This window comes from Hyphomicrobiales bacterium, from assembly GCA_002869065.1.
Taxonomy (GTDB): domain Bacteria; phylum Pseudomonadota; class Alphaproteobacteria; order Rhizobiales; family Rhodobiaceae; genus Rhodobium.
The window spans coordinates 342,219-361,049 of the sequence record PKTR01000002.1; the positions used below are offsets into that span (position 1 = coordinate 342,219).

14 protein-coding genes are annotated in these 18,831 nt (G+C 65.4%); 4 read left to right on the plus strand and 10 right to left on the minus strand.

What is annotated here, in order from left to right; all coding sequences use genetic code 11:
• Positions 1–50: 50 nt before the first annotated feature.
• The 9 genes from C0606_05320 to C0606_05360 all read right to left on the minus strand — a co-directional run bounded on the left by C0606_05320 (position 51) and on the right by C0606_05360 (position 13,305).
• Positions 51–1,013 (minus strand): ornithine--acyl-ACP N-acyltransferase OlsB, encoded by a 963-nt coding sequence (locus C0606_05320; protein PLX37702.1) that lies wholly within the window; start codon positions 1,011–1,013, stop codon positions 51–53.
• 372 nt (positions 1,014–1,385) lie between these two features.
• Complete coding sequence (locus tag C0606_05325; GenBank protein PLX37703.1) at positions 1,386–3,935, minus strand: hypothetical protein; 2,550 nt, start codon at positions 3,933–3,935, stop codon at positions 1,386–1,388.
• A 27-nt stretch (positions 3,936–3,962) separates the two neighbouring features.
• Complete coding sequence (locus C0606_05330; GenBank protein ID PLX37704.1) at positions 3,963–5,492, minus strand: AAA family ATPase; 1,530 nt, start codon at positions 5,490–5,492, stop codon at positions 3,963–3,965.
• Between the two features lie 306 nt (positions 5,493–5,798).
• The gene (locus tag C0606_05335; protein ID PLX37705.1) at positions 5,799–7,517 is read right to left on the minus strand and encodes a hypothetical protein; all 1,719 of its coding nucleotides are present in this window, start codon (positions 7,515–7,517) and stop codon (positions 5,799–5,801) included.
• 508 nt (positions 7,518–8,025) lie between these two features.
• Positions 8,026–8,964: a glutathione synthase gene (locus C0606_05340; GenBank protein ID PLX37706.1), complete on the minus strand. Its 939-nt coding sequence runs from the start codon at positions 8,962–8,964 to the stop codon at positions 8,026–8,028.
• A gap of 152 nt (positions 8,965–9,116) precedes the next feature.
• Positions 9,117–10,100 carry a cysteine synthase A gene (gene cysK, locus C0606_05345; protein PLX37707.1) on the minus strand — a complete coding sequence of 328 codons (984 nt, stop codon included), beginning with the start codon at positions 10,098–10,100 and terminating at the stop codon, positions 9,117–9,119.
• Positions 10,101–10,329: 229 nt separating this feature from the next.
• Positions 10,330–10,794 carry a dUTP diphosphatase gene (locus C0606_05350; GenBank protein ID PLX37708.1) on the minus strand — a complete coding sequence of 155 codons (465 nt, stop codon included), beginning with the start codon at positions 10,792–10,794 and terminating at the stop codon, positions 10,330–10,332.
• The gene (gene coaBC / locus C0606_05355; GenBank protein ID PLX37709.1) at positions 10,791–12,023 is read right to left on the minus strand and encodes a bifunctional phosphopantothenoylcysteine decarboxylase/phosphopantothenate--cysteine ligase CoaBC; all 1,233 of its coding nucleotides are present in this window, start codon (positions 12,021–12,023) and stop codon (positions 10,791–10,793) included. Before coaBC ends, C0606_05350 begins: the two co-directional genes overlap by 4 nt.
• 61 nt (positions 12,024–12,084) lie before the next feature.
• On the minus strand, positions 12,085–13,305 hold the full coding sequence (locus C0606_05360; GenBank protein PLX38687.1) for an ethanolamine utilization protein EutM: 1,221 nt from the start codon (positions 13,303–13,305) through the stop codon (positions 12,085–12,087).
• 225 nt (positions 13,306–13,530) lie between these two features.
• On the opposite strand from C0606_05360, the gene rsmI reads away from it, so the two are divergent.
• The 4 genes from rsmI (at position 13,531) to C0606_05380 (ending at position 17,751) form a co-directional block, all read left to right on the plus strand.
• Complete coding sequence (rsmI, locus tag C0606_05365; GenBank protein PLX37710.1) at positions 13,531–14,523, plus strand: 16S rRNA (cytidine(1402)-2'-O)-methyltransferase; 993 nt, start codon at positions 13,531–13,533, stop codon at positions 14,521–14,523.
• A complete protein-coding gene (locus tag C0606_05370) occupies positions 14,520–14,894 on the plus strand; it encodes a YraN family protein (protein ID PLX37711.1) in 375 nt (124 codons plus the stop codon). Before rsmI ends, C0606_05370 begins: the two co-directional genes overlap by 4 nt.
• Positions 14,895–15,006: 112 nt before the next feature.
• Positions 15,007–16,734 (plus strand): sodium-independent anion transporter, encoded by a 1,728-nt coding sequence (locus tag C0606_05375; protein ID PLX37712.1) that lies wholly within the window; start codon positions 15,007–15,009, stop codon positions 16,732–16,734.
• A 123-nt stretch (positions 16,735–16,857) separates the two neighbouring features.
• Positions 16,858–17,751, plus strand: coding sequence for a phospholipase (locus C0606_05380; protein PLX38688.1), 894 nt, complete (start codon positions 16,858–16,860; stop codon positions 17,749–17,751).
• Positions 17,752–17,878: 127 nt separating this feature from the next.
• On the opposite strand, the gene C0606_05385 is transcribed toward C0606_05380, so the two are convergent.
• The gene (locus C0606_05385) at positions 17,879–18,793 is read right to left on the minus strand and encodes a dihydrodipicolinate synthase family protein (protein ID PLX37713.1); all 915 of its coding nucleotides are present in this window, start codon (positions 18,791–18,793) and stop codon (positions 17,879–17,881) included.
• Between the last annotated feature and the right edge of the window lie 38 nt (positions 18,794–18,831).

Sequence of the window (18,831 nt, forward strand, 5' to 3'; positions counted from 1 at the left end):
CCCGGTCTTTTGACCGGGCGTTTCTTTTTCGAGCGCGGTGATGCCCGGGATTAGCTCGCGTGGCGGCCGGCGTCGGCGCCGTAATAGTTCACATAGCGCGGATTGAGTTCCGACACCGGCATGATGATGAGCACGTCGGTGGTGCCGAACTGGTGATCAACCACCGCGCCATCGCCGATATAGGCGCCGAGGCGGAGGTAGCCCTTGATCAGCGGCGGCAGGGCATGCAGCGCCTGACGCATGTCGATCGCCTCTTTCGGCATCAGGTTCATGTCGGTGTAGCGCTCAGACCGAGCCGAGACCCGCCACTCTTCCGGCGCGCGTGAATTGTGGTGCAGGAAGGACAGCGGCAGAGCAAGTCGCTCCGGATCGGTGCCCTCGAGGCTGGCGCAGCCGAGCATCGCGTCGACGCGGTTCATCAGCACATAGGACCACACGCCGTGCCACAGGAGCTCGACGGTGCGCTTGTTGCGGTAGGGCTTGAGCACGCAGGAGCGGCCGAGTTCGAGGAAGTTGAGATCCGGCTTGCGGTCGAGCAGCGGCTGGATGTCGTATTCGCCGGCGGTGTAGAAACCGTCGTTCAATTCGGCGACCGGCTGGCGAAGCAGGCGGTAGGTGCCGACGATGGCCGGCTTCCTGCGGCCAAGCGCCCGGCCGCGCTCCATGATGTCGTGGTCGAGAACCAGCATGTGGTCGCAGATCGCGTCGTAGTCGTCGACATCACGGCCGAGCGCGGCGGTGTGCGGATCGGCAACCGCCGACATTTCCTCGTAGAACACGCGATAGCGCAGTTCCTGCGCCTTTTTGACTTCCTTGTAGGTGCGCGCCAGTCGAACTTCGAGGGAGCCGATGCGGCCGAGAGTCGGGGCTGCGGCCGCGCGGGCAGCCGGCAGGATGCGACCGGTCGGGCTGCGGAAACCGGGTAGCCAGCGCGGCGTTCCGGCCGGTATCTGGCGATTGGGCGCAAAGCGCTTCACCAGCGTCTTCGGATAAGACTTGCCGCCTCGTTTCATCTCGTTCGTGTCAGGTCGCATCGTACGTTCCCGCATTTGCTTTTTGCTCACCGACAAAGCGCCGGCACTTCGCCGGGCGTCTCAGCCTCAAGCTTTTCGAGAACGACGATCCCCCTTCCCCCTGATACCGGAATGTCCGCCGGCAGGTGACATCACGCATTCCCGCGCCCGGTCGCCGTTCGACGTCTCTTTTCCGACGAATCGATGACAATCGTATGATGGTGTCACCAACGCGCCGTACGCACCTCGACGCTACAAGTGGGGCTTCGTATCGCGGAATGAAAGAGGAAATTTAGCCGGCGCACGGACAAGCGCGGCGAACGCCACCGGGCAATCCGATGTCGACGGCGCGGCGGGCAGGCGGGCGTGGCTTCAGGCCGATTGCCGCAGACCGACCGCCTCATCGAGAATGGCGCCGAGCGCATCGACATCGAGCGGCTTTGTCAGCCGCCGGTCTGCGCCCGCGGCCCGGCAGGCTTCCTCGGTTTCGGCCATGGCATCGGCGGTCAACGCCAGGACCGGCATGCGCGTCTGGCCTCGCTCGCTTTCGATGCTGCGAATGGTGGCGGTCGCCTCGAAGCCATCGACGACCGGCATGTGGAGATCCATCAGCACGATATCGATCGGCCGGGCAACGCCGTCGAACGAGGCGAGCACGGCCTCGACCGCGGCCTTGCCGTCACCGACATGGCGGACATGATGCCCGAGCTTTTCGAGCGCGGAGCGGGCGAGCAGCGCGTTGATGTCGTTGTCTTCGGCAAGCAGCACCGACAGCGACCGGCTCGGCACATAGCGCGGCGCAGCGAGACGACCGGCTTCGAAATCGGTGTCACCCTCCCCGCCCTCATTCGCGCAGACCGCCGCGATGACGCGCAACAGCGAGGTTGAGCGGACCGGCTTGACCAGATAGGCGTCGAAGCCTTCTTCGCGATAGGCGGCGAGTTCGGCCCGTTCGCCGGGCGTGACGAGCACGACGGAGGGGCACTCGACGCCGCGCGCGACGAGCGCTTCGCGCGCCGCGACCGGGCCATCCGGCGAGCGACTGTCGACCAGCACCACATCGAAGGGCTGGGCGAGGATCGTTCCCGGCGACACCGAATGCGGATCGCCGGCCACCTCGACGTCGGCGCCCATTCGGCTGAGCGAGCGGGCGAGCAGCGGCACCTCGACCAGCGAGCGCGAGACCATGAGAATGCGCCGGCCGACCAGCGCCTCCTCGTGGCGGGCGGGCTTGAGAACCGGCAATTCGAGGGTGAACGAGAAGGCCGCACCGGCGCAGGGTGCGCTTTCCACCCCGATCTCGCCGCCCATCAGGCGCACGAGGCGCTGGGAAATGGCGAGGCCGAGCCCGGTGCCGCCGAAGCGGCGGGTCGGGCCGAGATCGGCCTGCTCGAATTCCTCGAAGATCCGCTTCTGCTGAGCCTCATCGAGGCCGATGCCGGTGTCGCGGATGGTGAAAGCGAGCGTCGCGGTGCCGGTCGCGTCGCCCGATGCCCCGGTTGCATCAAGGAGGATCACCTCGAGCGACACACCACCGGATTCGGTGAACTTGACGCCGTTGCCGGCAAGGTTGAGCAGCACCTGACGCAGGCGCGGCCCGTCGACCAGAAGCGCGTCCGGCACGGCGGGATCGACATAACCGGCGATCTCGATGCTCTTGGCGTGGGCGCGCGGCGCGATCAGCTCGACCAGCGTTTCGACGACGGCGCGGATATCGGTTTCGGCCGGGTTGAGATCGAGGCGGCCGGCCTCGACCTTGGAGAAGTCGAGCACGTCGTCGATCAGCGTCAACAGCGCCTCGCCGGAGGTGCGAACCGCCTCCACGTAGCTGGTCTGTTCCGAGGACAGCGGCGTGTCGGACAACAGCCCGGCCATGCCGAGAATGCCGTTCAGCGGCGTGCGGATCTCATGGCTGACGGTGGCGACGAAGCGCGACTTGGCGCGGTTGGCCGATTCCGCCTGATCGCGCGCCTCGATGAGGGCTGCTTCGGCGGTCAGGCTTGCGGTGACGTCGCGGATCACCGACTGGATCAGCGGCGGGCCGCCCTCTTCGGCTACGGCAGAATCCCGCCAGAGAAACCAGCGCGGTCCATCGACGGTGTCGAGCATAACATGGCGCTCGGGCCTGCCGCCCCGGTCGGCCATTTCCTCGCGAATCGGCGTCAGCGGCAGCGTGCGACCGGTGACCGCATCGGCCTCGATACCAAAGGTTCGGGTGAAGGCGTCATTGACGAAGACGACGGGACCACCCGCCTCACGGCGCACGACCACGTCGCCGACCGTGTCGATGACGCTGCGATAGAGTTCCAGCGTTTCGCGCAATTCCCAGGAATGGTCGGTGAGCGTTTCGAGGCGCCGGCGCAAAAGGTCGACATCGTCGATCAGTTCGCGGCGGGAATTTGCGAAACGGTCGAGACGGGATATCGAGGCGCCACCGGCCAGCACGAGCGCCGCTGTGCCGAGCATCGCGAAGGGAATGGCGATCGGAACCTCGGTCGCCAGCCCGACGACGGCGGCCGCGCCGCCGAGCGAGGCGGCAGCCGCGGCCGACAATGCGAAAATGGCGGCCCCGGCCTTCAGCGGCTTGCGGCGATTGGCGGCTTTTTCGGAGGTCACGGCCCGACCGGGACGCGTGCGCGGAGCGTTCATCTCTCCGTCGGCGGGATGTCGCCCGGCGGCATCCTTTGCGAGCGCATCGTCAACGGCACGTTCGTCGCCGGCGCGCGCGACTTTTCGCGCATGCCTGTCCCGCATTCGGCCGGCGTGGTTGCCCAACGCCGGGCGTGCTTTCCCCGTTCCTCGACCCGTCACAACGCTACTCCAAAACGCATACGGGCTCAGGATAAGGCAAGGGGATTGCGAAACTCTTGACGCATGGGCGCATCCGCCCGCATTGGCCGGCGGGTTGGCTTCGAAAAACATCGCTGCGGGAGCAACGGGCTGTTGCGGTCAGGCTGCGATGGCGAGCGAGGCGATGGTGCCGCGATAGCCGAGCGCCTCGGCGAGATGGACCCGTCCGACCTGTTCGGCGCCGTCGAGATCGGCGAGCGTGCGGGCAACCTTCAGCACCCGGTGGTAGCCGCGGGCGGAGAGTTGCAGCGTATCGGCGGCCTGACGGAGAAGGTCGAAACCGGCCTCATCGGGGGCGGCGACCTCCTCGATTAGGGCGGCCGAGCAGGTGCCGTTGGTGCGGGTCTCGACGCCAAGCGCGGTGTAGCGGGCAGTCTGGCGGTCGCGGGCGGCGGCGACACGCTCAGCGACAATCGCCGAGCTCTCCGCCGGTGCCGGCGCAATCAGATCGGCGGCGGTGACCGCGGGCACCTCGATGCGGATGTCCATGCGATCGAGCAGCGGGCCTGAAATGCGGGCCTGATAATCGGCGGCGCAACGCTGGCCGCGCCGGCAGGTATAGCCCGGTTCGCCGGCATAACCGCAGCGGCAGGGGTTCATTGCCGCGATCAACTGGAAGCGCGAGGGATAGGTCACCCGATGATTGGCGCGCGCGATCAGCGTGTCGCCGGACTCAAGCGGCTGCCGTAGCGAATCGAGCACCTGCGGGGTGAATTCCGGCAGCTCATCGAGGAACAGCACGCCGTTGTGGGCAAGAGACACCTCGCCCGGACGCGCGCGCAAGCCGCCGCCGACAAGCGCGGCCATGGAGGCGGAATGATGCGGCGCGCGGAATGGCCGACGGCTCGACAATTGCCCGCCGGCCAACGCGCCGGCAATCGAGGCAATCATCGACACCTCGAGCAGTTCCTTCGGTTCGAGCGGCGGCAGGATCGAGGGCAGCCGCGCGGCAAGCATCGACTTGCCGGCGCCGGGCGGCCCGACCATGAGGAGATGGTGGCCGCCTGCGGCGGCGACTTCGAGCGCACGCTTGGCACTTTCCTGTCCCTTGATATCGGCAAGATCGGGCAAGGCGCCGGCGGGCGGGCGCAGGCGCGGCTCCGGCCGCGTCATCACCTGGGTGCCCTTGAAGTGATTGGCCAGCCCAATGAGGCTACGCGGCGCGAGAATATCCATCGAGGCGTCGGCCCAGGCGGCTTCCGGGCCGCAATCGGCCGGGCAGATCAGCCCCTGAGCGAGCGCGTTGGCGCCGATTGCCGCCGGCAGCACACCAGCCACGGGCGCGATGGTGCCATCAAGCGACAGTTCCCCGAGCACCACATAGGCGCGGAGCTGATCGGCCGGCACCGCGCCCATCGCGGCCATCAGCCCGAGCGCGATCGGCAGGTCGTAGTGGCTGCCCTCTTTCGGCAGATCGGCGGGGGCGAGATTGACGGTGATGCGCTTCGCCGGCAGGGCGAGGCCCGAGGCGACAAGCGCAGCGCGCACCCGCTCTCGGCTTTCCGCCACCGCCTTGTCGGGCAGCCCGACGATGGTGAAGGAGACGGCGCCGGCGCCGATCTGCACCTGAACGTCGACCGGTACGGCTTCCACACCCTGAAACGCGACGGTGGTGACGTGACTGACCATGACCGCTCCCCCGGCAAGCGTTCCGCCGGATGCCGGTCCGCCTGAAACCGCGTCCCGAAAGGGGGCGACACGTGAACAAAACGGGACATCGCACGCGGCAATTCAACCGAATACAACCTGACAGCAACTATTCCGCGAATTTTGGAACATTGCAAGAACAAAATGAGGTGTATCGAGATTCTGCCGCAACCGGAGGCCAGGGTGTCGCCGGGGAGTGGCGGGACGGGCCTGCACGAGAAAGGCCGGAGGCGAAGACCCCCGGCCTGGTGTTCCTCATCGCGGAAGGACGTTTGAAACGCCGCGCCGTCAAGCCACCTTGCTCTGGCTCTTGTGGCTTTCCTTGATCGCCATGGACAGCTCGTCGAGGCCTTTCAACACATGGACGCTGGCGTCATCGAGCTCGCGCAGTGCTCTCGACATGGTGTCGGGGTCGTTGCGCACCGCCGCATCGAGGGCGGTCTTGGCCGAGGCGTGGACGATCTTGTGCGGTTCGACCAGCGACGTGAAGGCGGGCATGCCACGAACCGTCGGGTCCTTGATGCCGTCATACCACTTGCCGAGGCGGCAGGTGTGGTGATCCGGCACTTCGCTGCTCTTCCAGTTGTCGGCGCCCATGCAGGTGTCGACGACACGCTGCTTGAACAGCACGTGATCGATCTTGGCCATGTAGCAAAGCGCGATATCGGAATCGGCGTCGAACATATCGCGCGCGTTCTGCGAGAACTGCGACGTGCTTCGGTGCATGTTCTTGGAGATGGTCTGCACCAGCCGGTCGCTCTCGCCGGCGATGTCGGCGACATTGCCGATGCTCGAGGCGATTTCGGAGCTGGCGCCCTTCTGCTGGCCGAGAATGCCTGAGATTTCCATCATCCGGTTCGACACGCTGCTGACCTGATCGGCGATCTGGCCCATCTGCCCGGCGGCGTGGCTGATCGCTTCCTCGCCCTCGTTGACGGCGCTGGTCGAGGCCTGCATGGTCTTCTGGATGGTCGACATGCCCTCGCGCAGCGCGGCGATGCGGTGCGCGATATCCTCGGTCGAACGGGCGGTCTGGTTGGCAAGGTTCTTGACCTCGGAAGCGACCACCGCGAAGCCCTTGCCGGCCTCGCCGGCGCGCGCGGATTCGATCGTGGCGTTCAGCGCCAGCAGGTTGGTCTGCGCGGCGATGCCCTCGATAACGCTGAGGATCTGGCCGATCTGATCGGACGCCTCGGCGAGTTCATCCACGTTGCGCGAGGTTTCCTCGACCGCGGAGGCGATATTGCCGATGGTCGACGACATCTGCTCGATCGCGCTACGGCCGCTCGACACCGACTGGTTCGCCTCGCCGGCCTCACCCGACGCGCTCTCGCTGTTGCGGGCGATTTCCTCGACCGAGGCGACCAGCTCGGCAGCCGCCGAAGAGATCGTCTGGCCGTTGGTGGCGACGTCGTTCGAATTGCGCTGCAGGAAAGCGAGCTGCAGGATGATGTTGTTGATCTCGGCAACGGCCTGGGCGAGCTTTCCGAGGTTTTCGGTATTGGCCTCTTTCAGAGAACTCACCGCCTGCTCGACGGAAGCCTCTTCATAGGAGGTCAGCGAAGTCGCCATATCGGTGAACAGGCGCAGCACCAGGGTCGACAGCGCGGCATTCAGATTGCCGCGGCTCATGCGATGGTGCTGTGTCATCAGCGGAATGGTTTTCAGCAACAGCCACCCATAGGCGGAAACATACCAGGCCGGGGTCAGACCGATGCGCTGATGAATCTCACCGATATGCCGCGATTTCGCGAAGGCGTCGGGGCTGACTTCATCGGCAAAGAAAGTCTTCCAGTGTTCGAGCTGGGCGTCCTTCAGGCGAGGAACGACATTGTTGCCCGGAAATTTTTCCGCGACGGACATATTTTGGAGCTGTCCGTAAAACTCATCGAGAAGAGACGGTATTTCTTTGACGAGATGCTTGCGCAACTCTTCCGGCCGTTCCGGGCTGGAAAGTCCCATGCGCATAAACTCAATGGATTCATCTCGACCGATTTCGGCTGTCATGGCAATACCTTTCCCCCGTCCCGCAAGTAAGAACCTTAGTTTTTTGATGGACCCCTTTGACGCATTGTATTCCTGCAATCCGTTAACAATTGATGAGAAAACTTGAACCTCTTGCTAACGAAAACCCCCTACACAACATGCCCGCTGAAAGATTGAACGGGGTTATACGTTGATACCCTCGCGCGAAGAAAGATTTCATACGCCGCGCGGAAACAAAATTTGTTAATACGAAATTCGGTTATTTAGACAGTCAAGCCGCGACCGACATGACAAACCCGTCAACCAGCAAGACGGGCTGTCAGTCCGTTCGGTGTGAACGCCAAGATTCCGGCTAAAGCCATGCGGGAATGAGGAATTTTTTCTTTTTGTTGCAATGGCAACCAATGTGCGTGGCGACCGCCGGCGACCACTCACAGAACCGCCTCTCCGCTCAGCCGCTCAGGGCCGGCAAAGGGATTGCCGCGGTTTTTTCACGCCGGAAGAGGAGGACGAGTATGTCCACGTGTTTCTAAGTGTTTTCCTCAATGCTGTCCCACAGGAGGGCGGCGACGTCGGGGCCGCCGAATTTTTTCACGGCGCGAATACCCGTCGGAGAGGTCACGTTGATCTCGGTCATGTAGTCGCCGATGACGTCGATACCGACGAAGAGGAAACCGCGCCGCTTCAGTTCCGGGCCGATTGCCGCGCAGATCTCGCGCTCACGGTCGGTCAGCTCAGTCGCCTCCGCCTTGCCGCCCTGGACCATGTTGGAGCGCAAGTCGTCGACTGCCGGGATACGGTTCACCGCACCGGCATATTCGCCGTTGACCAGCAGGATGCGCTTGTCGCCGGCACGCACCGCCGGCAGATATTTCTGGATCACCCAGGGCTCGGGGAACATTTCCTCGAACAGGCCGAGCAACGAGCCGAAGTTCTGGTCCTCGGCGCGCAGCCGGAACACCGCCTTGCCGCCATTGCCATAAAGCGGCTTGACGACGATGTCGCCGTGCTCCTCGCGGAAGGCGCTGATCGTGTCATGATCGCGGGTGATGAGTGTCGGCGGCATCATGTCGGCGAAATCGACGACGAAGAGCTTTTCCGGCGCGTTTCGCACCGCCGCCGGATCGTTGACGACAAGCGTCTGCGGGTGGATGCGCTCAAGCAGATGCGTGGTGGTGATGTAGGCGAGATCGAAGGGCGGATCCTGGCGCAGCAGCACCACGTCCATTTCGGTCAGCTCGACCTTTTCCGCCGGGCCGAGGGTGAAGTGGTCGCCGGCGACATCGCGCACGGTGACGGGCTCGATCGCTGCATAGACCCGCCCATCGCGCATCGCGAGGCGATCCGGCGTGTAGTGGAACAGCTTGTGGCCGCGCTGTTGCGCCTCCAGCATCATGGCGAAGGTGGAATCGCCGGCGATCGAAATCGAGGCGATATGATCCATCTGGACGGCAACGGAAAGCGGCATCTCGGAAATCCCTCAAGACAGAGGATGAATGAATGGAGCGGGCGCCCGGCGAAGCGGCCGAGAGCGTCCACTCCCTTCATGTGTTGCCAAACGGGACGAATGGCAAGTCCACACGGCGTCGCCGTCGACGATTCCGCCCGGCAGACCGGTTGTCAGACCTCGAGGCCGTCGAACAGAGCGGTCGAGAGATAGCGTTCGGCGAAGGACGGAACGATGAGCACGATGTTCTTGCCCTTCATCTCCGGACGCTTGCCGATGGCGAGTGCCGCGGTGAGCGCCGCACCGGCGGAAATGCCGACCGGCACGCCCTCGGTGAGGGCACATTCGCGCGCCATTTCTAGCGCTTCGTCGTTGCCGACCTGGAACACGACATCGATGACATCGCGGTCGAGGATGCCGGGGACAAAGCCCGCGCCGATGCCCTGGATCTTGTGCGGTCCCGGCGCACCACCGGACAGCACCGGGCTATCGGTCGGCTCGACGGCGACGATCTGCACGTCGGGCTTCTTCTCCTTCAACACCTGACCGACACCCGTGATGGTGCCGCCGGTGCCGACGCCGGCGATGAAGACGTCGACGCCGCCATCGGTGTCGTTCCATATCTCCTCCGCGGTCGTCGCGCGGTGGATCGCCGGGTTGGCCGGGTTCTCGAACTGCTGCGGCATCACCGCATCGGGGATTTCGGCGACCATCTGCTCGGCGGTCTCGATCGCGCCCTTCATGCCGCGCGCGCCCTCGGTCAGGCGCAGTTCGGCACCGAACAGGCGCAGCATCTTGCGCCGCTCCACCGACATGGTCTCCGGCATGACGAGGATCAGCCGGTAACCGCGAGCGGCGGCGGCAAAGGCAAGCGCAATGCCGGTGTTACCCGAGGTCGGCTCGACCAGCGTCGTCTTGCCCGGCTCGATCTTGCCGTCTGCCTCGAGCGCATCGAGCATGGCGACGCCGATGCGATCCTTGACGCTCGCGATCGGATTGAAGAATTCAAGCTTCGCCAGAATGTTGGCCTCGACGCCATGCGCTTTCGCCAGCCGGTCGAGGCGGACGATCGGGGTATCGCCGATGGTTTCGGTGATCGAAGAATAGATCCGGCCACGGCCAGGGGCCGAGCTCGTTGCGGTCGTACTGTCACTCATGGGAGCCTCTCAGCGAACAACATGGGTCCGGCGCGGGCCGGAAGGCGTTTTGTCTAGAATAGGGTCGGCGGTCACGGATTTCGAGTTTCGAAAAACGAATTTTTCGCGATCCACGCAACAATTTTGCTCCATCCACCCGTGTTTCACGGGCATGTTTTTGCCAACTGGAAAAAACCGGGCCAAAACCGGAATGAAGTTGCGTGCAGGAAATGCCGCTGGGGCAAGCGCGTTATACGCCGCCGGTAGAGCCGAACCCGCCGGCGCCTCGTTCGCTCTCAGGCAGCGCATCGACGAGTTGCAGATCCGCCTGCAGGACCGGTGCGACGACGAGTTGGGCGATACGGTCGCCGCGCCGGATCAGGGCGGGCTCCGCGCCGAAATTGATCAGCAGTACCTGCACCTCACCGCGATAGTCGGCGTCGATCGTACCGGGCGCATTGAGCACGGTCACGCCCTGCTTCAGGGCGAAGCCGGAGCGCGGGCGAACCTGCGCCTCGGTGCCCGGCGGCAGTGCAATCGAAAGCCCGGTCGGCACGAGCGCGCGCGCGCCCGGCGCCAGCGTCATCGGCGCTTCCTCGGCGACGGCAGCGACGAGGTCGAGGCCGGCGGCATCCGCGGTCTGATATTCGGGAAGCGGCAGCCCGTCCGCATGGTCGAGCCGGCGGACGGCGACGGTGACGCGCGGTGTGGTCATTGCCCGCCTCCCGGCATGCCGGAGAGCTTCTCGGCGATGCGCGCGACGAGGCGCTCGGCAACTTCGGTCTTGGTCAGCTTCGGCCAGGAATCGACACCGTCGGAAGAGACCAGGCGGATGGTGTTGTTGTCACCACCCATGACGCCGGTTTCCGGTGACACGTCATTGGCGACGATCCAGTCGGCACCCTTGCGAGCGAGCTTGCCGAGCGCGTTCTCGACGAGATCGTCGGTCTCGGCGGCAAAGCCGATGACGAGGCGCGGACGCAGCGTGTGATGGCGGCCGACGGTCGCCAGAACGTCCGGGTTCTCGACCAGCGCCAGTTCCGGCACGGAGGCCCCGAGAACTTTTTTGATTTTCTGTGCCTTGGCGTTGTCGACCCGCCAGTCGGCAACTGCGGCGGCGAAAATGGCGGCATCGACCGGCAACGCGTTTTCCACCGCCTCCAGCATTTCGCAGGCGCTCTCGACGTGGATCGTGGTGACGCCGGCGGGATCGGCAACGGTTACCGGGCCGCTGATCAGCGTCACCTCGGCGCCGGCGGCGGCGGCGGCGGCGGCAATGGCGTGACCCTGCTTGCCCGACGAGCGATTGGCGATGTAGCGCACCGGATCGACCGGCTCATGGGTCGGGCCGGAGGTCACCAGAATGCGCCGGCCGGCGAGCGGCTTGTCACCCGGAGCCAACGCCTCCTCGATCGCCGCGACGATCTCGAGCGGCTCGGCCATACGGCCGGGGCCGTATTCGCCGCAGGCCATGTCGCCCTCATTGGGGCCGACAAAGGCGACGCCGTCGGCCTTGAGGCGTTCAACGTTGCGGGTGGTCGCGGGGTGCTGCCACATGCGTACATTCATCGCCGGCGCGACGAGCACCGGCTTGTCGGTCGCGAGCAGCGCGGTCGTTGCCAGATCGTCGGCGATGCCGGCCGCCATGCGGGCAAGCAGATTGGCGGTCGCGGGGGCGACAACGAGCAGGTCGGCATCGCGCGACAGCTCGATATGGCCCATCTCGGCCTCGTCGGTGAGGTCGAACAGCTCGCCATAGACCTTGTCGCCGGTCAACGCGCCGACCGACAACGGCGTGACGAATTCCTTTGCCGCCGCGGTCATGACGGCCCGCACCGAGGCGCCGCGCTCGCGCAGGCGGCGGATCAGGTCGAGCGTCTTGTAGGCGGCGATGCCGCCGCCGATGATGAGCAGAATTCGGCGGTCGTTGAGGGATGGCGCCATGGCGGCCTCAAACTCCGTTCAGCCCGGTATTGCGCCGACGAGAAGCCGGCGCAATCCGGTTCTAGAAGCCCGCGAAGGACCGCGGCGCCGGATCGACGACCGTCGCCGAGCCCGACTTGACTTCGTAGATGGCGAGACCGCGCTGGTTGGTGCCGTCGTTGCGCAGGCGGAAGACGCCGTCGATCCCGAGGAAGCCATCGGAACTCGTCAGCACGTCCTCGGCGAAGCGGCGCGAACCGGCGCTGCGGACGAGGCCGAGCGAAAGGATGGTCGCGTCATAGGCGAGCGTCGCGGTGCGCGGCGGCGGACTGCCGAACTGGCCCGCATAACGGCTGGCGAAACCCGGGAAGTCCTTCTTGGAGGGGCCCGCGAACCAGCCGCCGGCAAGGCTCGGCGCACTCAGGATGGCCGGGCTGTCCCACTGGCCGGTGCCGACGAATTTCACCGTCTGCGGATTGACGCCGGCGGTCACCAGCGTGCGCGCGATGATCGGCACGGCAGCGCCGCCATCAGGCATGAAGACCGCATCGATCTGGCCGCCGAGGCGGGCGATATTTTCCGCCTTTTCCTTGATATCGGCCTCGGTGCCGGCGTAGCGCTCGATGGCGAGCACGCGGGCACCGTACTGACCGGCATATTCGCGGAAGGCTGCTTCTGCCACGCCGCCATAGGCGTTGTTCGGCACGATGGCGGCGAAGGATTTCTTGCCGCGGGCGACCGAGTAGGAAACGATCCGGCGGACGTCGTTCTTCGGCAGGAAGCTCAACAGATAGACGCCGCGCGAGGCGACGCTCGCATCACTCGAGAAAGCGATGATCGGAACGCCGGCCGGGCGCGCGACAGCGGCAGCGCCATTGACGGCGGGTGCGAAGACCGGGCCGATGATCAACTCGGCACCCTCGGCGACCGCCTGCTGGGCCGCGGCGCGGGCGCCTTCGGCCGTGCCGCCGGTATCCTTGACCAGAAGCTGAACGTCGCCGTTCGGGAAATCGTTCATCGCCATGCGGGCGGCGTTCTTGAAGATCGGCGCGATGCTGGCCGCCTGGCCCTGCGCGGAACTCGGCACCAGCAGGGCGACGCGCACCGAACCGTTGCCGATGATCTCACCGCTCGGTGCCTGAGTCGTCAGACCGGGCCCGGACGGTGCCGCCCCGAAGCCGGGAAACATCGGTCCGGACGACGAGCCACCGCATGCAGCAAGCGTCGCCGCCAGCGCGACGGCCACCGCCGTTTGTCCAATCCGCCGCCGCCAGCGGACCAACCCTGTCAAACCTGAACTCAGCACGAGTGCCTCCCCGCTGTCCAAGATCCCTCTCGCCAGCTATACCCAATTCGGCCCCATATTAACAAATATTCCGGGCCATCCACTTCCTGTCAAAGCAAAGCGGCGGATTTTCGACGCTCTCGCTCATGGCCGCGAGACTTTAATATGGATATGGTTAACGAAGGAACCGCGATCGCGGTTCGTTGTCTCCACGCCCTTGCCGCGATCCCATAAAGCCGAATGATGTCGAAATCCCGCTCCAACCCCGAACACGCAGTCAGCGACGCGCCCTCCGCTCCGCAGGCCGAGGAACGCGATCCGGGCGGGTTTGTGCTGTTCGGCGACGTGCGCAAGGCGCATCGGCCCGAGCCGGGCCTTTATCTGGTGGCAACACCGATCGGCAATATCGGCGACATCTCGCTGCGGGCGCTGGAAACGCTGGCCTCGGCGGATCTCGTGGCCTGCGAGGACACGCGGATGACGCGCCGGCTGTTCGACCGCTACGGCATCCACCGGCCGATGACGCCCTATCATGAGCACAACGCCGCAAAGCAGCGCCCGAGGCTGCTTGCCGCACTCGCCGAGGGCGGCGTGGTGGCACTGGTCAGCGATGCGGGCACGCCGCTCGTCTCCGATCCGGGCTACCGGCTGGTGCAGGAGGCGGTCGAGGCCGGCCACAAGGTCTATCCAATCCCCGGTGCGTCGGCGGTAATGGCCGGGCTCGTCGTCGCCGGACTGCCAAGCGACGCCTTCCTGTTCGCCGGCTTCCTGCCCACGAAGGGCGGCCCACGACGGCGGCGCATCACGCAATTCGCCAATGTTCCAGCGACGCTGATCTTTTTCGAATCACCCAACCGGGTTTCCTCCGCGCTTGCCGATCTCGTTTCTGAACTTGGCGGGGAGCGGCAGGCGGCGGTCGCGCGCGAACTGACCAAGAGATTCGAGACCATCGAGCGCGGCACGCTCGGCGAGTTGGCGGAGCGCTTCTCCGGCCAAGCGGTCAAGGGCGAAATCGTCATCCTGATCGGCCCGCCCGGCGACGGCGCGAGCGAAGAGATCGATGTCGATGCCGCTCTCACCGAGGCGCTGACCCGACTTTCCCCGAGCGCCGCCGCCGGCGAAGTCGCCAAGGCGACCGGGCTCGAACGGCGATCGCTCTACAAGCGCGTGCTCGAGCTGCGCGATTCATCAAGCGACGACGCTGAAACAGGCGGGGCAGAAGGGAACGAGGCGTGACACCCCCGGCCCCGGCACGGCGCGCCGCCTACCGCCTCGGTCTGAAAGCCGAAACGCTCGCCGCGTGGTGGCTGCGCCTGCGGGGCTACCGGATCCTCGAACGCCGTTTCAAGACGCCGGCGGGAGAAATCGACCTCATCGCCCGGCGCGGCGACACGGTCGCCATCGTCGAGGTCAAGGCGCGCGCCAGTCGCGACGCGGCCATCGAGGCGGTCACCCCGCGCACCCGGCAACGGTTGCTGCGTGCCGCCGATATCTGGCTGACCCGCAATCCGGCCTATGCCACGTCGGCGATCCGGTTCGACATCATCGCCATCGTGCCGAAGCGCCTGCCGCACCACATCATCAACGCCTTTTTCGACGAGCGGTAAGCCGCGCCGACACCGCCGCCATCGCTAAAGTTGCAGGTTCTGTTTCTGCATCTTGACGGGCGTGATGCGGAGCGCGAACGTGGCCTCCTCCTCATCAGGACGAAGCGCCGCCATGGCCAATCAAGATTCTTCCGTTTCGGGCTCTCCTATCGGCGAGCCCGCCCAACCGAGTTTCGCGGAGCTGTTTACCCCGAAGCTCGTCACCGTCTTTCGTGAAGGCTATCGCCTGCAGAACCTGCGAGCCGATATCATCGCCGGTCTGACGGTGGCGATCGTCGCGCTGCCGCTGTCGATGGCGATCGCGATCGCGTCGGGTACCTCACCGGACAAGGGGCTGGTGACGGCGATCATCGGCGGGTTCGTCGTCTCCGCGCTTGGCGGCAGCCGGTTCCAGATCGGCGGTCCGGCCGGCGCCTTCATCGTGCTCGTCTCGCTGACCGTCAGCCGCCACGGCGTCGACGGGCTGATCCTCGCGACCTTGATGGCGGGTATCTTCCTCACCGCCATCGGCTTTCTGAAGCTCGGCACCTACATCAAGTTCATCCCCTATCCGGTGACGGTCGGCTTCACCGCCGGCATCGGCGTCATCATCTTCGCCAGCCAGGTGAAGGACCTGCTCGGCCTGACGCTTGCCGCGCCGGAGCCGGGGCCGCTCATCGCCAAGGCGCCGGCGCTGTGGGCGGCGCTGCCGAGCATCAATCCGGCAGCGGCCGGTTTGGCAGCTGCCACCGTGGCCACCATCGTCGGCGTCAAGCGCCTCCGCCCGTCCTGGCCGGGCATGCTGATCGCGGTCGTCGCGACCTCGCTCGCGGTCGCCCTTTTCGCGCTGCCGGTCGAGACCATCGGCAGCCGGTTCGGCGGCATTGCGAGTTCATTGCCGATGCCTTCGCTGCCGGAGATCTCGCTCGCCAAGATCGAAGCCGTGCTGCCGGACGCCATCGCATTCGCCCTCCTTGGCGCAATCGAGTCGCTGCTCTCCGCCGTCGTCGCCGACGGCATGACCGGCCGCCGCCATCGCTCGAACTGCGAGCTGGTGGCTCAGGGAACCGCGAACATCGCCTCCGCGCTGTTAGGCGGCATCTGCGTGACCGGCACCATCGCCCGCACCGCGACCAATGTGCGGGCCGGCGCGCATGGACCCGTCGCGGGGATGATCCACGCCCTGTTCCTGCTCGGCTTCATCCTGATCGCCGCGCCGCTCGCCCGCTTCATCCCGCTGGCCTGTCTTGCCGGGGTGCTCGCGGTCGTCGCCTGGAACATGATCGAGCGGGATGCGATTGCAACGCTGTTTCGCGCGTCGCGCGGCGAGGCGGTGGTGTTTTCCGCGACCTTCCTGTTGACCATCTTCCGCGACCTGACCGAGGCGATCATCGTCGGTTTCGTGCTCGGCGCGACGCTGTTCATCAACCGCATGGCCAAGACCATCGCGCTCGAACATGACGGCCAGTTCGCGCTCGACGACGTTGCCGACGGTGCCGAGCGCCAACGGCCGCCCTTCGAGGAAGGCCTCGCCAGCAATCCGCAGGTCGTCGTCTACCGCATTTCGGGGGCCTTCTTCTTCGGCGCGGCCGCCAATATCGGCTCGGTGCTCGACCGGATCGCCGACCAGCACAAGGCGCTGGTGCTCGATTTTTCCGCCGTGCCGTTCCTCGATGCGACCGCCGCCCACACCATTGCCGGCGTCGCGCGCAAGACCAAGGCGGGCAGCGTCAGGCTCTATATCGCGGGCGCGGCAACGCATGTCCGCCGCGAGTTGCTGCTGCACGGGGTCAGGCCGCCGCGGGTGCGCTTCAAACGCACGGTCGCCAACGCACTCGACGATTTCCGCCAGAACCAGTGATGGGCCAGTGATGGGCCAGTGAACGGAAATTTCATCGTGCGGGGAGTTGAGGAAACGTCCGCAGCCTCTATCCTTGCCGGCACCGAGGATGACCGCGATTCGAACCGGAAGGACACGCGCGCGATGGCCCGTTTGCCGGCAATTTTGGCTCTTGTTGCCCTTGTTTTCGGCGTGGCCGCACCGGCGAACGCGGCCGGTCCGCTCGGCAGTTACAAGGACGAGCTGTTCCGCTATCCATCCGTTCTGCACAGCGAGTATGACGGCGACTTCCAGATCGTCGAATACAATGAGGACCGCGACCTGAAGGATCGCGACGAGGTCGACGAACGGCGCGTCTTCCGCCACTACGTGTCGCTGTTCCCCAAGCGCATGGAGCGGGACCTGAAGCTGCAGCTCGGCAAGACGAGCATCGGCTACATCGTCGTCGGCGAACCGGGGCCGTCGTCTAAGATGATCGTCATCTATCTGCACGGCCGCAACGGCAACCGCCATCAGGGCGCCAACGACTGGATGTTCGGCGGCAATTTCAACCGCATCAAGAATCTGATGGCACGCAATGACGGCATCTACCTGTCGCCCGACTTCACCGATTTCGGCAAGGCGGGCACCGAGGAGATCAAGGCGCTGATGAAGGCGTTCGCCGACATCGCACCGAACGCCAAGATGGTGCTCGCTTGCGGCTCGATGGGCGGGCTTCTGTGCTGGAATCTCGCCAAGGACAAGGATGCCTCGAAGATGATCGACGGCATGCTGCTGCTCGGTTCGGTCAGCGACGACGGGTTCCTCAAATCAGCCGCGGTGCGCAGCCGGGCAAACCGCTTCCCGATCTATCTCGGCCATGGCAGTTTCGACCCGTATATCCCCTGGAAGACGCAGCAGCAGTTCTTCAAGCGCGTGCGCCGTGCCTCACCCGGCTACCCGATCAAGTTCGTGCTGTTCGACAGCGGGACACACGGCACGCCGATCCGCATGACCGACTGGCGGCTGGTCCTCAACTGGATGCTGCAGGCCCGCTAAGCCTGCGTAGCAGGCACGTGGACCTGCTGGTTTTTTGCCCGCGTGTTCTTGTCCGAAAACCGCTGCACACTTTTCGCTGCCGCGGACCTTCGGTTCGGGAACACGCGTCAAAGGCTGATGCTGCGGGTCACAGTTCGAAGCTGAACTCGCTCTTCAGCTTGTCAGCCAGTTCCTGCCCGCGGTCTTCGGCGAGCGGCAGCAGCGGCGGCCGGGTGACCGCCCAGCGGGCATCGCCGCTGGCGAGCGACAGAAGCCGCTTCTGCGCCGGGATCGGCGCGTAGGCCTCCACCGTCTTGCGGAATCCGCGCACGCTCGCGTGCCGTGCCTCTGCCGCGTCCCGCCTGCCCTCATCGTAGAGCGCGACCACCTCGGCAATCGCCGTGGCGTTCAGATTGGCGGTGGCGGAAATGCAGCCCGGGCCGCCAAGATCGAGCGCATCGATAAGCGGCAGTTCGGAGCCCGGATAGACGATCAGCCCGTCGATCTCTAACAGCGCGCGCGTGTTTTCCCAATCGCCAGAGGAATCCTTGATGCCGACGATCTGCTCAGGGAACGCCTCGTACAGGCGGCGGACCAGCGAGACGGGCAGGCCGACGCCCGAGACCTGCGGGATATGATAGAGATAGACCTTGAGGCGGTCGTCTGCGACCCAGTCGAGCAGGGTCGCGAAATAGGCGAACAGGCCGTCTTCCGGCACATTCTTGAAATAGAAAGGCGGCAGGATCATCGCACCCGCACAGCCCCTCTCGACCGCATGGCGGGTCAGGCGCGCGGTGTCGGCCAGGTTGGTCAGCCCGGTGCCCGGTACCAACCACTTCGGATCGATGCCGGCCTTGATCAGCGCTTCGAGCACTTCGATGCGTTCGTCGATACCGACCGAAAGCGCCTCACCCGTGGTGCCAAACGGCGCCAGACCAACACAACCGGCGTCGAGCAGGCGCTTGGCGTTGTCGACATAGAGGTCGGTCGCCACCGACAAATCTTCGTTGAACGGGGTGAGGATCGGCGCGATGACGCCACGCAGGGGGCTCGGTGCGGTCATGTGATTTTCCGTCTGGCGGGAGCGAACGAGATTCCTCC

Coding starts and splice junctions, on each gene's coding strand:
- C0606_05325 (PLX37703.1), bottom strand. CDS start 3,935: ATGTTTTTCGAAGCCAACCCGCCGGCCAATGCGGGCGGATGCGCCCAT.
- C0606_05320 (PLX37702.1), bottom strand. CDS start 1,013: ATGAAACGAGGCGGCAAGTCTTATCCGAAGACGCTGGTGAAGCGCTTT.
- C0606_05380 (PLX38688.1), top strand. CDS start 16,858: ATGGCCCGTTTGCCGGCAATTTTGGCTCTTGTTGCCCTTGTTTTCGGC.
- C0606_05375 (PLX37712.1), top strand. CDS start 15,007: ATGGCCAATCAAGATTCTTCCGTTTCGGGCTCTCCTATCGGCGAGCCC.
- cysK (PLX37707.1), bottom strand. CDS start 10,100: ATGAGTGACAGTACGACCGCAACGAGCTCGGCCCCTGGCCGTGGCCGG.
- C0606_05330 (PLX37704.1), bottom strand. CDS start 5,492: ATGGTCAGTCACGTCACCACCGTCGCGTTTCAGGGTGTGGAAGCCGTA.
- C0606_05335 (PLX37705.1), bottom strand. CDS start 7,517: ATGACAGCCGAAATCGGTCGAGATGAATCCATTGAGTTTATGCGCATG.
- C0606_05340 (PLX37706.1), bottom strand. CDS start 8,964: ATGCCGCTTTCCGTTGCCGTCCAGATGGATCATATCGCCTCGATTTCG.
- rsmI (PLX37710.1), top strand. CDS start 13,531: ATGTCGAAATCCCGCTCCAACCCCGAACACGCAGTCAGCGACGCGCCC.
- C0606_05350 (PLX37708.1), bottom strand. CDS start 10,794: ATGACCACACCGCGCGTCACCGTCGCCGTCCGCCGGCTCGACCATGCG.
- C0606_05385 (PLX37713.1), bottom strand. CDS start 18,793: ATGACCGCACCGAGCCCCCTGCGTGGCGTCATCGCGCCGATCCTCACC.
- coaBC (PLX37709.1), bottom strand. CDS start 12,023: ATGGCGCCATCCCTCAACGACCGCCGAATTCTGCTCATCATCGGCGGC.